The organism is Aliikangiella maris, assembly GCF_040719265.1.
GTDB classification, from domain to species: Bacteria; Pseudomonadota; Gammaproteobacteria; order Enterobacterales; family Kangiellaceae; genus Aliikangiella; species Aliikangiella maris.
Genome location: NZ_JBFDAH010000023.1, coordinates 1 through 14,907 on the forward strand (window position 1 = coordinate 1; position 14,907 = coordinate 14,907).

The window sequence follows — 14,907 nt, forward strand, 5'->3', positions numbered from 1 at the left end:
TCGATACGACGAGTTTCTAACTGTTGCGCAGGGTCAATGCGGCGTGTTTCCAGTTGATAACTCGGATCAATACGTCGTGTGCTCACTTTAACCGATGGGTCAATACGACGGGTTTCTAATTGCTGCGCAGGATCAATACGGCGCGTTTCCAGTTGATATGCCGGATCGATTCTTCTGGTACTAAACAACGGATACTGAGTTAATTCACTATTCCCCAAAATAGTTTGACTTTCAATGTTGCCTGTTTTTACGTACTTCTGCTCAAACTTGCCATTATCAATCGCGCCAATGCTTGATTGAGACAAAGTCATAGCAACCGCTAAAGATGATACATAAAAAAGATTTTTTGATGTCAACATGCTCTCTTACCTTTTCATTGTTTGTATGATTTTTTAAATCCTTGGTTTCTATTTAGTATCGATGAGCTAAGAAATCAATTAAATATTTTTTTGACACATTTATATTGTTCTTAAGTTCACTAGGTAGATTCGTATAACAATTAAGATTTAGTGTCAAATATTAGAAAAAGGGAAAGTTTAAAAAACCATTATTTATTCGTAAAAGGAATATACTAATAAGTAGATTAAATATGATGGTAACAGGAAAATACCCACTATCCTAGTGGGGTTACATTTCCTGCGATATTACCGAGGTATTCTTGACGATGCCATTTTCGTTTTAGGACTTCAGGCACAAGTGAACTGCGGACGGGTCGGCTAAAATAAAAGCCTTGTACATAGTAGGCTCTATTTTTCCATAAATACTCACACTGAGATTTTGACTCAACACCTTCAATAATAACTTTCATTTCCATTGACTTTGCAATATCAATGATTGCTTTAACAACTCTTGAGTCTTGTGCATTAGTTTCAATATTATCAACAAAACTTTTATCAACTTTTAAAGTATCAAATGGTAACGATTTTAATTGAGCCAATGAAGAATAACCGGTTCCAAAATCATCTAAAGCCAAACTGAAACCTAAGTCTTTTAAAATTTTAATCTGTGCTTTTGTTTCTTCAGTATCTTGCATACAAGCACTTTCTGTTATTTCTAATTCAATATATTTATTTTCAAGTCCTTCTTCTTTTAATATCTGCGTGATTTCATCTGCCAAATTTCTATTCCAAAATTGATTAGCCGATAAGTTAACACTTGTGCGACCACGCATAACACCGGCATCAACCCACTTTTTAGTTTGTTGTGCAGCTTGACGCAAAATACTATGACCTAAGGGAACAATTAGCCCAGTTTCTTCTGCTAAAGGAATAAATTCAGCAGGACTAATGACCCCCAGTTCTTTATGCGTCCATCGCGCCAATGCTTCGATGCCGTCAACCAATCCACTATTTAAATCAACTTTTGGCTGATAATAAAGTTCGATAGTTTCATCATCAATAGCTTTACGCAACGCATTTTCCAGTTCTAAACGTTTACGCGCACGCTCATTAAATTCAATTGAGTAAAAGCTATAAGAATTATTAACCAGCTTTTTCGCTTCATTCATTGCGGTGTCAGCATTTCTGATCAGACGATCGCCAATAATGGCATCATCAGGTGCCAGCGTGATACCAATTGAATAACTTAGTTTTAATTGTTGGCCTTTAACAAAAATAGGTTGATTCAATTCGTTAAGTAGCAGTTCAACAAATGTTGCAACCAATGCCGAAGATTTAACTTCTTCAATGACAATAATAAATTCATCGCCACCGACACGCGCAACGGTATCACCATCTTTATTGCAACTGACTAACCGAGCACCAACTTGCTTCAACAAAATGTCGCCAACTTTATGGCCTAGCGAATCATTAATTCGTTTGAAATTATCAATGTCTACTAGTAGCAAGGCAAAACGCCCATTGTCACGTTTAGTTTTTTCAATAATTAAATTCAAGCGATCATTCAAACATGCTCTGTTAGGTAAACCAGTAAGCGAATCATAATTAGCCAGTTTACGAAACTCTTCTTCTGCTCGCTTGCGGAAAGTAATATCGGAAAATACACCAACATAATAGCGTACATTGCCATTTTCATCATGCAATGTGTCAATACTTAACTTTTGCGGGAAAGGTTCATCATTTTTTCTCTCAGCCCACACTTCTCCTTGCCAGCTACCATGCTCTTCTGCACTGGTACGAATGCGCTGAATAATATTTCGTGATTGTTCCTGTGTTTCAGGAAACCAAAGTACTTCCCCTTTCTTTTCACGCAAAGGAAAGCCACTGATTTTTTCAAACGCAGGATTACACTCAATTAAGCGCCAATCGCTATCTCTAATCCAAACCCCATCGGAAGTACTTTTGAACGCTTGACCAAGCATTTCAAATTGTTCATCCTTGCGTTTAATAGAAGTAATGTCACGCTGTGTACCAGACATCCGCAACGCATTGCCCGACTTATCAACAGCAACCACTTTGCCGCGATCTTGAATCCAGCGCCAGCCTTTATCGACATCAACGATTCGATAGCATAATTCAAAATGTTTACTTTTTCCGGCAATATGCGCTTGTAACTGCTTACGTACATTTTCCAAATCAGCAGGATGAATATAACTGGCTAATTGATATAAGTTTCTGGAAAGTTTGGTACAATCGATTTGGATTTTTTTAAACTCATTAGAACGCGAAATATCACCCGTTTCGAGATTCCAATCCCAAAACTCATACCCCGACCCCCATAAGCTCAGTTTGAGTCTTTCCTCATTTTCCTGAATCGACTGCTGTATCTGCTTTTCCCTTTTGCGTTTTTGATAATAATAGAAAATACTACTGCCGACTATAAACAGCATAATTAAGGTATAAATCAGATAAGCAACCTTGGTTTGCCACCATGGCGGCTCAATGACAATATTCAACTTATTAATTTTCTCATTCCATTTTTGTTGAATATTTCCTACCTGCAACTCAAACTCATAAAAACCAGGATCAATATTTGTGTAGGTTGCCAATTTGTTTGATGAATCAGATGTAATCCACTGTTCACTCAAACCTTTCAAACGATAGCGAAATAGCAAGTCATTATTTCTAACAAACTGTGGACTGGTAAATTTTATCGAAAAAGGTGTTTGATCATATTTTAAATGCACTTCAGCAAGTGTTGATAATGTACTTGGTAAAATTCCTTTTTCAGATACTTTAACTTTCGTATTGGCAATATAAAAATCAACAAAGACGGCATCTCGAATGTAGGGTGCTTTTTTCTCGACACTCGGATAAAAACGATTGAGTCCATTTGTCCCGCCAAAATATAAAAAACCATTTTTAGATTGAATTCCTGGCAAATTAAACTCATTACCTTGAAGTCCATCAGAAACATTAAAGCTGGTGATATCATTACCGCTGACATCAATCGCAGACAATCCATGATTACTTGAGATCCAGATATTTTTTGTTGTGAAGTCGGCAATCACCGAGTAAATACTATTGTTTGGTAAACCGTTAGACTCATCTATTGTGGCAATGCGAGACTCATGATCAATAATTTTTAGCCCTTTTGACCAAGTGCCAACCCATAGTTTACCACTCCAATCAACCGCTAAATCAATCGTTTGAAAACTATCAGTACCTGGAATTTCTTCAGATTGAATATTGAATTGATCGGATTGATTTAAACGAAAAGTAATTTTATGAATGCTTTCATCTTTATTTGCTATGTAACCGGAGTTTTTGTCGCTAAAGACAATCACCCGTGGGCTAATCATATTTTTCGATAATTCACCTATCTGTTGGAACTGGCCTTCTGTTTGGCGGAAAACAAAAACGCCTTTCCCTTCAATACCAATCCAGATATTTTCATTTAAATCAGCGGTAATAAAAACAACTGGATGATCACCATTTAATACTTGATTGACAGCATCATCATATTTAGACAGTTGCTTAGATTTGAGATCATATTTCAACAATCCTTGAAAAGTACCCAGTAAAACACTTTCATCACTATCTTGAAAAATAGTTCTGATAGTTGCATCAATACTTTTACCATCACTCATTAAAGGAAAATATTCAAAAGTCTTACTTCGCGTGTTAAATAATGACAACTTGCCTGACTCACTACCCAACCAGATATTTCCATCTTTATTTTCATAAAGCGATGCAATACTTGAATCCTCAAGCCCTTCATTAGCAACCGGGTGTATTCCATAAGTTTCAAAACGCTTGCTATCAGGAAAATAACGACTAACCCCACCACCATAAGTGCCGACCCAAATTGTCTTGTCTTTTCCCTGATAGATTGAAGAAATATTATCTTCAATCAGCGACATGTCATTTCGATAATCAGCCAGAATTAATCTTTCAGACATTTGTGTTGGTTCAACAACTAAAATTCCATTGCGTGTACCAAACCACAGTTGCCCCAATTTATCCTGATGTATTGTTCGCACCGATTTACTCGGCAAATTTATTTCAAAGGGAATGAGTCGTCGAATATCTCTTTCCAGTAAAAAGACACCTTCTCCCCAAGTTGCAACAAAAATTCTGCCATAGGAATCCTGATAAATATCAACAATACTAATATTTTTGTAGTTATTACTCGAACCTTCACGAGCATCTTCAAGCATATTGACTGGAATAAATTTAGTATTGCTTCGGTCGAATAAATATAATCCTCCGCGAATTGTTCCAACCCAAAGCTGCTTATGATCATCTTCAAAAATTGTTCTGACTTTGTGGTGAGCATAAGATTTGATAGTCTGTGTATTCAGGTCAATCGAGTTTAATCCCTTAGCCGTCCCCACCCAGATAAGGCCATCCTCAGTTTGATATAACGAGCGAATATTACTCGAGTTAATTCCTTTATCCGAAACTTCAATTTTACGGAAATTATCTAGATGACGATCATAAACATTCAAACCATTTTCGGTTCCAACCCAAAGATCGCCATTCTTATCGATTAATAAAGCACTGACCCCATTATTCGACAACGAATTTTCATCTAGTCGATCGTATCGATAAGTAATCAATTCATTTCCGTCATATTTTTGTAATCCATCTTCTGTACCCAGCCAGATGAAACCATGATTATCTTCAATCATGTCAAAAACGACTATCGACACCAAACCATCTTTTTTAGTGAGCGTATGAAACTGAAACAAGGGCTCAGCAGAGACAAAATTACTACTCGAAAGAGTCATTAGTAAGAAAAGAAATACGAATTTTAAGAGATTAAATCTATCCATAAACCAGGTTCGTCAGTGATTAAAACCGTCGATCATTTAGGCGAGTGGTAAATCATAGTGCAATATAACCAATCTTTACTGACAAGTCAGTTAATAAAGACTTAAAATCTCAAATATCTATTGATTTTGTTCACTAGTCAGGTTTATATAGCAAGTTTTAAACTATGAAAAACATAGATTGATTGAATTAGACTAATTAAGCAATATTACTCAAAATAAGTACAACTGAGTGATAAAGTGATTTTAACAAAATCACACAGCAACTATTTTTAAATGAATTGTGTAGATTGGAGTTAACATGAAAAGATTTACAATTTTCGGCCGTCCAGGGTGTGGCTACTGTACTCGTGCCAAACAACTATGTGAAATCAAAAATTTTGATTACAAATACATTGATATTTGGGAAGAAAATATCAGCAAAGAAGATTTGGCCAAAACCATCGGTAAACCCGTACATACCGTACCCCAAGTTTTCCACGGCGAAACTCATATTGGTGGATTTGATGATTTAGAGGCTTACATTGCAACTCTAAACTAATATTCCACAATTTTCATAGCCAAACTACTGCTTTTTTAGGATAATAGTGAACTTATACACAGAAAAAAGAATTAAAGTTAACTTTATTCTCTAACTTGTTGAATTTAATATATATTAAAGGCTAATTGTTAATGAAAGCAGTAGTTGAAGCTTGGCTCATAGAGGTCATAGCCAAACTCAAAGAACAGGCAATCATTCCTGAGTCTGTTAACCTAACTCCCCAGGTCACTCATACCAAAGATAAATCCCATGGTGACTATGCGACCAATGCTGCATTAATGTTGGCAAAACCCGCAAAAAAATCCCCCCTTGAACTGGCAGAGCTTATTTCAAGCTTAATTGGAGCGCGTGGTGAAATTGAAAAGCTGGAAATAGCGGGCCCCGGATTTATCAACTTTTTTCTTAGTCAAGATGCTTCAATGGAGGTAATTAACAGCATATTACAGCAACAAGCTCGGTACGGCACTAACAACGATGGACAGGGAAAACCTGTGCAAGTTGAATTTGTTTCTGCAAATCCTACTGGCCCTTTACATTTTGGGCACGGGCGAGGCGCTGTAGTTGGTGACTGTTTGGCGAGAGTCCTCACCGCAAACGGCTGGAAAGTAACAAAAGAGTTCTATTACAACGATGCCGGACAACAGATAAACAATTTGGCCTTATCGGTTCAAGCACGCTGTAAGAATGTATCACCCGACTCTGAACAGTGGCACAAAGATTGGTATAAAGGTGACTATATCAAAGATGTTGCTGCCGATTACCTGGCAAAACAAACAGTTGATGCTGCCGACAAGCATGTAGCAGCCAAAGGTGATGCCGATGACTTGCAAGCAATCAGAGAGTTTGCCGTTGCTTATTTGCGACGTGAGCAAGATCTTGATTTAAAAGCATTTGATGTAAATTTTGATGTGTTCTTTCTTGAATCATCATTGTACGAAAATGGCGACATCGATAAAACAGTGACCAACTTAATCGAATCAGGCCATACCTATGAAAAAGATGATGCCCTATGGCTACGAACCACCGATTACGGTGATGACAAAGACCGAGTTATGCGCAAATCTGATGGTGGATACACATACTTTCTGCCTGATGTCGCTTACCATGTCAACAAATGGAAGCGGGGCTTTGGCCGTGTTATTAATGAATTTGGCGCCGATCACCACAGCACCGTTCAACGAGTAAAGGCAGGGCTACAGGCACTCGATATAGGGATTCCAAAAGACTGGCCAGAAATTGTGTTGCACCAAATGGTGACCGTAATGCGCGGTAATGTCGAAGTAAAAATTTCAAAAAGAGCCGGTAGCTATTTAACTTTACGCGATATTATTGATGAAGTAGGTCGAGATGCAACTCGATACTTCCTAGTTGCAAGACGAGCCGAATCACAAATGACTTTCGATCTGGAGTTGGCTGCCTCACAAACAAATGACAACCCGGTGTACTACATTCAATATGCACATGCACGAATCTGTTCGGTATTCCGCAAATTGGAAGAGGCCGGACTGCAATTTGATCAGCAAAACGGTTTAGAGCACCTGACTCAATTAACCAGTGATTATGAAAAAGCATTAACCGATCGATTATCCAAATATCCTGAACTGGTAAAGTTTGCCGCTCGTTCATTAGAAGCACACACTATTGCACACTATTTGCGAGAATTAGCCAATGATTTTCATAGTTACTACAACGCAGGTAAATTTATTGTTGATGATGCCGCAGAGCGTGACGCTCGCCTGTGTTTAATTAGTGCGGTAAAACAGGTACTAGTCAATGGCTTAACATTGCTTGGCGTCAGTGCACCAGAAAAAATGTAGTTTTCTGCCGTTAATTAGTATGAGGTTTTGGCAAAGCCAAAACCTAGACGATAATTTGTTATTACCATCATATGCCTAGAGACTACGCTAAAAAGAAACCGGCTCGCACAAAAAAGCAAGGGGCCAGCCGCAGTCAAGCAAAAGCCAGTGTATCACCCATACGTTGGCTGCTGACGATTGGTTTGACACTAACTTTAGCAGGTGGACTAATCTATCTAAAGTGGTTTTACCCAAAAACATCTCCTCCACCAAACACTTCATCAAAACCGGTCAGTGCACCGCAAAGCTCATCTGCTGCAACTAAAACCAATACCACGACGAACAAAAAGAGTGACGAGCAGGTGCCATTTTATGATGTGCATCGGGATCTTACGACGAAACAGGTTAAAATCCCCAAAGAAGATCTCAAACTACCTGAAATATATAAAAAGTATTTCTACACAATGCCATGTGGCTCTTTCCGCGAAATAGAACGCGCCGAAGAACTTAAAGCCCAAATTGCCATGACTGGCAACAAATCAGAGCTGATGCCTGTAAAGAGTAAGGGAGAAACCTGGTATCGCGTGCAGCTTGGCCCTTTCTCCAGTAAACGTACAGCGGAAAAAATTCGCCATCGTCTGGAAGATAACAATATTCAAGATTGCATGATACGCGCTCACTTAAAAGCAGAATAATCTGGCTTTACAGCAAATCGCTAAATTTCTCGATTTAGAACTTGAAAATAATTCATTAGGACCCACATTACAGCGGTAGTTTAACCAATTCATTTTATCCGGAGTACAGATCATTGGAACAATATCGAGGTACGACAATACTCTCCGTACGACGTAATGGCAAAGTTGTCATTGGAGGCGATGGGCAAGTTTCACTTGGTAACACCATAATGAAAGGCAATGCACGCAAAGTTCGCACCTTATATCAAGGAAAGGTTATCGCCGGTTTTGCAGGCGGCACAGCCGATGCATTTACCCTATTTGAACGATTTGAAGCCAAGCTGGAAAAACATCAAGGTAAGCTGATGCGAGCAGCAGTTGAAATGGCAAAAGACTGGCGAACTGATAAAATGCTACGTCGTCTCGAAGCGCTACTTGTGGTTGCCGACAAACAGCACTCACTCATCATCACCGGAAATGGTGATGTTATAGAACCCGAAGACAGTTTAATGGCAATTGGTTCAGGCGGACCATTTGCGCAATCAGCAGCAAGAGCTTTGCTAGATAAAACCGATTTAAGTGCCCGAGAAATTGTTGAAACCGGACTGAAAATCGCAGGTGATATTTGCGTTTACACCAACCAAAATCACACCATTGAAGAACTCGATTGCAATTAAATTTTTGGAAAATTAACTTATGTCTCAAATGACTCCTCGCGAAATTGTACACGAACTCGATAAGCACATTATCGGCCAAAATTCCGCCAAAAAATCAGTTGCAATTGCGCTTAGAAATCGCTGGCGGCGAATGCAGGTTGAAGAAAGCCTAAAAAACGAGATAACCCCAAAAAATATTTTAATGATTGGACCAACCGGCGTTGGTAAAACAGAAATAGCGCGACGTTTAGCCAAACTGGCAAATGCGCCATTTATTAAAATAGAAGCAACTAAATTTACCGAAGTTGGTTACGTTGGAAGAGATGTCGACTCAATCATTCGCGATTTAGTTGATGCCGCTTATAAAATGCTGCGCGAGCAAGAATATGATCGTGTCAAAATACGCGCTGAAGAAGCGGCTGAAGAAAGAATCCTCGATGCACTGCTCCCGCCACCTCGAGGATTTAACGAAGAATCAAATCAATCAGATGATTCTGCAGCCCGACAGTTATTTAGAAAAAAGCTACGCGAAGGAAGTATCGATGAGCAGGAAATTGAAATTGATATGGCCGGTCCGAGTGTAGGCATCGAGATAATGGCTCCACCAGGCATGGAAGAAATGACTAGTCAGCTGCAAGATATGTTTCAAAATTCTGCGCCATCACGCAAAAAAAAGCGCAAAATTAAAATTAAAAATGCACAAAAACTATTAGTCGAAGAAGAATCCGAAAAACTGATTAATCAAGATGACTTAAAGAATCAAGCAGTTGAATCAGTTGAAAATAACGGTATAGTCTTTCTCGATGAGATAGATAAAGTTGCAAAAAGTGATCGCACATCAGGTGGTGAAGTTTCCCGTGAAGGAGTACAAAGAGACCTATTGCCATTAGTTGAAGGCTGCACCGTGTCCACCAAATATGGCATGATTAAAACTGACCATATATTATTTATTGCTTCGGGCGCATTTCATTTAGCCAAACCATCAGATTTAATCCCTGAACTTCAAGGTCGACTACCTATCCGGGTTGAATTGGAATCACTAACGGCTGATGACTTTAAACGCATATTAACCGAGCCCGATGCAGCATTAACGAAACAATACACTGCGCTGATGAAAACTGAAGAGCGAGAAATTTCTTTTACTGATGATGCCATTCAAATGATTGCAGAAGTCGCTTGGCAAGTTAATGAAACAACCGAAAATATCGGTGCTAGAAGATTATATACCGTCATGGAAAAACTATTGGAAGAAATATCTTTTACCGCTTCAGACTCGGCAGAACCGTTACTCATTGATGAAAACTATGTCAATGAACAATTGGGAGAGCTTTCTCAAGATGAAGATTTAACACGTTTCATTCTTTAATTTTAGATTTGAGATTAAAATGAGTTGTTAATTAGCCAGTTTTATAAAAATCCGATATTGTTTCAGTATCGGATTTTTATTCAGTCCTGAGTAATTTACACCAGATGCCAACTCAGCTTAGTCTTTAACCATACGACAATACGCCCTTATCCAAACTAAATCACTAATCAACCGTAATAGTCACTTTTACAATCGATAAAATCCGTCTTATAATTAATCCATAACTCATGATAGTTGTTAGCAATTCCAATGCTTAGGGTGTATGCAAACATTAATCCATTAAAAAAAACTGTACTTTTCCAATGTGAAAGCAATGTTAGCCAATACCACTAAAACTAAGCTGTTACTTTTTCTTTTACTGCTCTATTCTATTTACTTCCCCCTACTTCGTTCGCACTTAACCACTTTATTACTTATGGTACCAAACAAGGTTTATCACAGTTGGCCGTAAATGCCATTGTTAAAGATGCACAAGGCTTTATATGGGTAGGTACACAAAATGGGCTTAATCAATTCGATGGCAATCATTTTAAAATATTTCGTAACGACGCTCATGACAACGCTTCAGTTTCACATAACTACATCAGTAAATTGCTGATTGATAGCAAAGATCGACTTTGGGTTATTACTTCATCAGGACTCGACCAGTATGACTTTAAACATCAAAAATTTATTCGTCATGCAAAAGGAAAGTTTGATAAATCATTTTTTGATGATATTTTTGTTTGGTCACTAAAAGAAGGCGCAAATGATATTGCCAAATAAACATAATATGGCATAATATTTTATATGGGATACAGTTTAGATTTTCGCCAACGAATATTGGCCTATAAAGAAAAGCACGGGCTCACTTTTGAACAAACCAGTGAACATTTTAGTATTGGTATTCGTACCTTATTTCGCTGGGTTAACAAAATAGAACCTTGTACTACTCGCAAGAAACCAGCCACCAAAGTTGATACGGAAATACTACTTAATGATCTTGAGTTATTTCCCGATGATTACCAGTGGGAGCGAGCATTACGTCTAGGTGTTACTCAGCCTGCGATTCACTATGCTTTGAAAAGACTGAAAATTAGCTTTAAAAAAAACACTGTTTCATCCTAAAGCCGATGAAGAGAAAAGAAAGTCATTTCTAGCTCGAATAACCCAGTATGAAAAAGATGAACGTACCATCGTATATTTAGATGAAAGTGGTTTCGCTCAATCAATGCCTCGCACTCATGGCTACGCCCCTAAAGGCAAACGTTGTTATGGTCAACATGATTGGCATTCCAAAGGTAGACTGAATGCGATTGGGGCAATCATTGGTACAAGCTTTTTGACTTTAAGCTTATTTGATTGCACGGTTAATTCAGATGTGTTTTTTGCTTGGCTGACTCAAGATCTTCTACCTAAAGTCCCCCAGAAATCAGTTATTGTGATGGATAATGCCACTTTCCATAAAAGAATGACATGCTTAAAGCCATTAAAGAGAAAGGTTGTGAAATTGAGTTTCTTCCGCCCTATAGTCCTGATTTAAATCCTATTGAAAAGAAGTGGGCTCAAGCTAAATCTATTCGAAGGAAATACCGTTGCTCTATCGAGGAGCTATTTGTTGAGCACCTTAATTATGCCAATTTATTTTGATCTGGCTATAGCTCTTGGATTGGTCGCCAAGGCGGCATGCAAATAGTCAACCTGTCGGAATACTGTAGTTATCGCGCTGCGGTTCATGAACTCGGCCATGCGCTGGGATTTTTCCATGAGCAGCAACGTCAAGATAGAGACAGCTATTTGTCGATTTATTTAAACAATGTTACGCCTGGCATGGAGTATAATTTTTATCAAACACCAATAAATGAAGGTCAGGATCATGGGGCTTATGACTATTATTCAATTATGCATTACGGCGTAACTGCATTTAGTAAAAATGGTGAAGCTACAATGTGGCCTAAAGATCCAAACGTTAATCCTTATGTGCTTGCTAGTGGGTATTCCCTTTCTCAGGGTGATATTCGCGCTACAGCAGCAATTTACGGTTCAGGTACTACGACTCCACCAGCAAGAAATGGTAAAACTTATTCAGGTTACCTGTCAGGTAATGGTGACAGCCACATTCAACCTGATGGTAATTTCTTTAATTTTAATGGCGGCCAGATTAAAGCCAGTTTAAACGGTCCATCAAATACAGATTTTGATTTAAAATTATTGAAATGGGACAGTGCTCAAAATAACTGGGTTATCGCAGCTTCGTCAACTTCATATGGTTCTAACGAAAGTATTTCGGTAAATGTAACTGGCGGTTATTATTATTTTGAAGTGAGTTCGTATCGTGGCGCAGGTAACTACACGTTAAACATTATTAAATAAATCAAAAGAACTTATAGAGTCAAATCAAGCGAATGTGAACAAAAGCCACATTCGCTTTTTTTACTTTCGGTTTAACTAAAAATAGCCTTAAACATAAAGAAGAAGGTCATCGATAAAATTGCCCCAGCAGGCAGAGTAACCACCCACGAGACCACAATACTTTTCAAAACAGCCATGTTTAATGCCGCAATTCCTCTTGCCATTCCAACACCTAGTACAGCACCCACTAGCGTGTGAGTTGTAGAAATTGGTAGTCCAGTTCCAGAAGCAATGACAACTGTTGAAGCAGCAGCCAGTTCAGCCGCAAATCCACGACTAGGCGTTAACTCAGTTATTTTTTTACCGATGGTTGCCATCACTCGACGCCCATAAATTGCCAGTCCACTCACAATACCGATACCACCAACCAATAAAATCCAAATCGGTAAAGCGGATTTAGAACTGATAACACCATTACTTTCGACCACGCTAACAACTGCGGCCAATGGACCAATAGCATTAGCAACATCATTAGAGCCATGTGCAAATGCCATCCCACAAGCGGTCACAATCATTAATACAGCAAACACTTTTTCAACATTGGCATAATGGAAATCTTTATCATCAGATTCTGGCATTTTTTGGCGATTAATAAAGTATTTTCCAACCAACATGACAACGACGCCAAAGCCAATCGCAATAATTAAACTAATCTCAGTTTCAAACTTTATACCTACATGCTTTAAACCTTTAAATAAAGTCACTAAAGCGATCATAAAACCCGCCAAAAACATATACACAGGAACATATTTTTTAGCGTTTTTCAAAGGGTCATCGGTATTTAAAATAAAACGTTGTACACTGGTGAATAACATAAAAGCTAGTGTCCCAGACAAGAGCGGAGAAACGACCCAACTAGCAACAATTGAACCAACCTTCCCCCACTTAACGATTTCCATACCGATACCCACAGCAGCAAAACCAACAATTGCTCCGACAATTGAGTGAGTTGTTGATACGGGCCAGCCAAAATAAGTTGCAACAACCAACCAGATACCTGCCGCCAATAGTGAGGCCATCATACCAAAGACTAAATATTCAGGTGTTCCAGTTAATGCCGAAGCATCGATAATCCCCTTGCGTATTGTCGAGGTTACTTCGCCACCAGCTAAAAATGCGCCAGCAAATTCGAAAATCATTGCAATAATAATCGCTTGCTTAATGGTTAGCGCCTTTGAGCCAACCGATGTTCCCATCGCATTAGCAACATCATTAGCGCCGATCCCAAATGCCATTAACAGGCCAAAAATTCCCGCCAAGGAAATCAAAATCATGTTGTATTCAGTGAATAAATTAAATTCCATTAGATTTCTCTCTTTTTAATGGATAATGGTAAAACTTAAAACTAACGAGCGAGCAACAGCTCTAGGCGACCACCAACTTGTTGTGCTCGATCGGCAATATCACCAATCCAGTCAATAACTTGATATAAAAAGATTACATTTACGGCGGGGAGATTTTCTTCCAGGGCAAATAACTTGCGGCGAATGTCAATTTGCAACAAATCAACATCATTTTCAATTTCATCCAGTTGCAAGACCATTTCTTCAGCAATTTTAACTTCTCGTCCTTTAAAACCGGTTTCCAGCAGTTCATCAAGCTGCTGAATGGCTTTACTGGCTTGCAATGATGCATCAATACTTCGACTTAAATAATCTTTCATCTCCTGGCGAATAGCATCAGGAATGGCCATCTTACGGCCGGTAATTAGTCCGGCAATATCCTTGGCTTTATTAGCAATCTTATCTTGTGACGATAGCAATGCGAGTAAATCAGTTCGACTGACGGGCATAAAAAGCCCTTTAGGTAAATGTAAGCGCAATTCCTTTTTCAGTTCATCGGCTTCATTTTCAAGGGTTCGAATCAACTGCTGCAATGTATCTACCTGTTCCCAGTCTTGCGCAAATACCGCTTCAAAAAAATCGGGCAATTTTCCAACGCATTCCTGCACTTTTAGCATATGAGTCTGCATGGGTTTCATTGGCGAACTGGCAAACAGATCTATAATCGGATTCATAGTTTATCTCTCTAATTTGGTCAAGGATGAAGTTGTTCTCACCTCAAGTTTGAAAGCAACGGGATTTTGTCATATTTCCGTCACATTTAAAATATTAACCGCCGTTAATCCTCAGTAAATAGACTGAAGATAGTCAAAGTTGGGTAATTTTTAAAATATCAATGCCTGCTAATCAGTCACCTTATAACTAAGCTGACTGATTGGTGCCACAATATGGGAGACTATTTGAGTATTTATTGGCAATAAAATGGGGTGAACGTGTGCTAACTGTCACCCATTAACATTATTTGAAA

Annotated in this window: 11 protein-coding genes and 2 pseudogenes; 9 read left to right on the forward strand and 4 right to left on the reverse strand. The window is 38.6% G+C overall.

The annotated features are described in order from the left end of the window. Positions 1–359 (reverse strand): hypothetical protein (locus tag ABVT42_RS17110; RefSeq protein ID WP_367024144.1); only part of this gene is annotated, 359 nt, incomplete at its 3' end. Between the two features lie 254 nt (positions 360–613). Beyond that, positions 614–5,176, reverse strand: a complete 4,563-nt coding sequence (locus ABVT42_RS17115; RefSeq protein WP_353895826.1) for an EAL domain-containing protein — start codon at positions 5,174–5,176, stop codon at positions 614–616. Positions 5,177–5,474: 298 nt separating this feature from the next. Between ABVT42_RS17115 and ABVT42_RS17120 the strand changes: the two genes are divergently transcribed. The 9 genes and pseudogenes from ABVT42_RS17120 to ABVT42_RS17160 form a co-directional block, all read left to right on the forward strand. Beyond that, a complete protein-coding gene (locus tag ABVT42_RS17120; RefSeq protein WP_353895827.1) occupies positions 5,475–5,714 on the forward strand; it encodes a GrxA family glutaredoxin in 240 nt (79 codons plus the stop codon). Between the two features lie 131 nt (positions 5,715–5,845). Next, entirely contained in the window at positions 5,846–7,531 is a 1,686-nt protein-coding gene (argS, locus tag ABVT42_RS17125) for an arginine--tRNA ligase (protein WP_353895828.1), read from the forward strand. Positions 7,532–7,602: 71 nt separating this feature from the next. After that, positions 7,603–8,205, forward strand: a complete 603-nt coding sequence (locus ABVT42_RS17130; RefSeq protein ID WP_353895829.1) for an SPOR domain-containing protein — start codon at positions 7,603–7,605, stop codon at positions 8,203–8,205. A gap of 113 nt (positions 8,206–8,318) precedes the next feature. Continuing rightward, positions 8,319–8,861 (forward strand): ATP-dependent protease subunit HslV, encoded by a 543-nt coding sequence (gene hslV, locus ABVT42_RS17135; protein WP_353895830.1) that lies wholly within the window; start codon positions 8,319–8,321, stop codon positions 8,859–8,861. Between the two features lie 19 nt (positions 8,862–8,880). After that, positions 8,881–10,206 carry an ATP-dependent protease ATPase subunit HslU gene (hslU, locus tag ABVT42_RS17140; protein ID WP_353895831.1) on the forward strand — a complete coding sequence of 442 codons (1,326 nt, stop codon included), beginning with the start codon at positions 8,881–8,883 and terminating at the stop codon, positions 10,204–10,206. 408 nt (positions 10,207–10,614) lie between these two features. Then, on the forward strand, positions 10,615–10,971 hold the full coding sequence (locus tag ABVT42_RS17145; RefSeq protein WP_353895902.1) for a ligand-binding sensor domain-containing protein: 357 nt from the start codon (positions 10,615–10,617) through the stop codon (positions 10,969–10,971). Positions 10,972–10,995: 24 nt separating this feature from the next. Next, complete coding sequence (locus ABVT42_RS17150; RefSeq protein ID WP_353895832.1) at positions 10,996–11,313, forward strand: IS630 transposase-related protein; 318 nt, start codon at positions 10,996–10,998, stop codon at positions 11,311–11,313. Between the two features lie 67 nt (positions 11,314–11,380). Continuing rightward, positions 11,381–11,835: pseudogene (locus ABVT42_RS17155) on the forward strand (IS630 family transposase). Between the two features lie 15 nt (positions 11,836–11,850). Continuing rightward, a pseudogene (locus ABVT42_RS17160) lies at positions 11,851–12,558 on the forward strand (M12 family metallopeptidase); the annotation flags it as partial. Between the two features lie 71 nt (positions 12,559–12,629). Here the strand turns inward: ABVT42_RS17160 and ABVT42_RS17165 are convergent. After that, positions 12,630–13,901, reverse strand: a complete 1,272-nt coding sequence (locus tag ABVT42_RS17165; protein WP_353895833.1) for an inorganic phosphate transporter — start codon at positions 13,899–13,901, stop codon at positions 12,630–12,632. Between the two features lie 41 nt (positions 13,902–13,942). After that, on the reverse strand, positions 13,943–14,614 hold the full coding sequence (locus tag ABVT42_RS17170) for a TIGR00153 family protein (protein ID WP_353895834.1): 672 nt from the start codon (positions 14,612–14,614) through the stop codon (positions 13,943–13,945). Between the last annotated feature and the right edge of the window lie 293 nt (positions 14,615–14,907).

Bases quoted from the DNA above. Each gene is read 5' to 3' on its own strand.
- ABVT42_RS17115 (WP_353895826.1), bottom strand. From the start codon at position 5,176: ATGGATAGATTTAATCTCTTAAAATTCGTATTTCTTTTCTTACTAATG.
- ABVT42_RS17120 (WP_353895827.1), top strand. From the start codon at position 5,475: ATGAAAAGATTTACAATTTTCGGCCGTCCAGGGTGTGGCTACTGTACT.
- argS (WP_353895828.1), top strand. From the start codon at position 5,846: ATGAAAGCAGTAGTTGAAGCTTGGCTCATAGAGGTCATAGCCAAACTC.
- ABVT42_RS17130 (WP_353895829.1), top strand. From the start codon at position 7,603: ATGCCTAGAGACTACGCTAAAAAGAAACCGGCTCGCACAAAAAAGCAA.
- hslU (WP_353895831.1), top strand. From the start codon at position 8,881: ATGTCTCAAATGACTCCTCGCGAAATTGTACACGAACTCGATAAGCAC.
- ABVT42_RS17150 (WP_353895832.1), top strand. From the start codon at position 10,996: ATGGGATACAGTTTAGATTTTCGCCAACGAATATTGGCCTATAAAGAA.
- ABVT42_RS17165 (WP_353895833.1), bottom strand. From the start codon at position 13,901: ATGGAATTTAATTTATTCACTGAATACAACATGATTTTGATTTCCTTG.
- ABVT42_RS17170 (WP_353895834.1), bottom strand. From the start codon at position 14,614: ATGAATCCGATTATAGATCTGTTTGCCAGTTCGCCAATGAAACCCATG.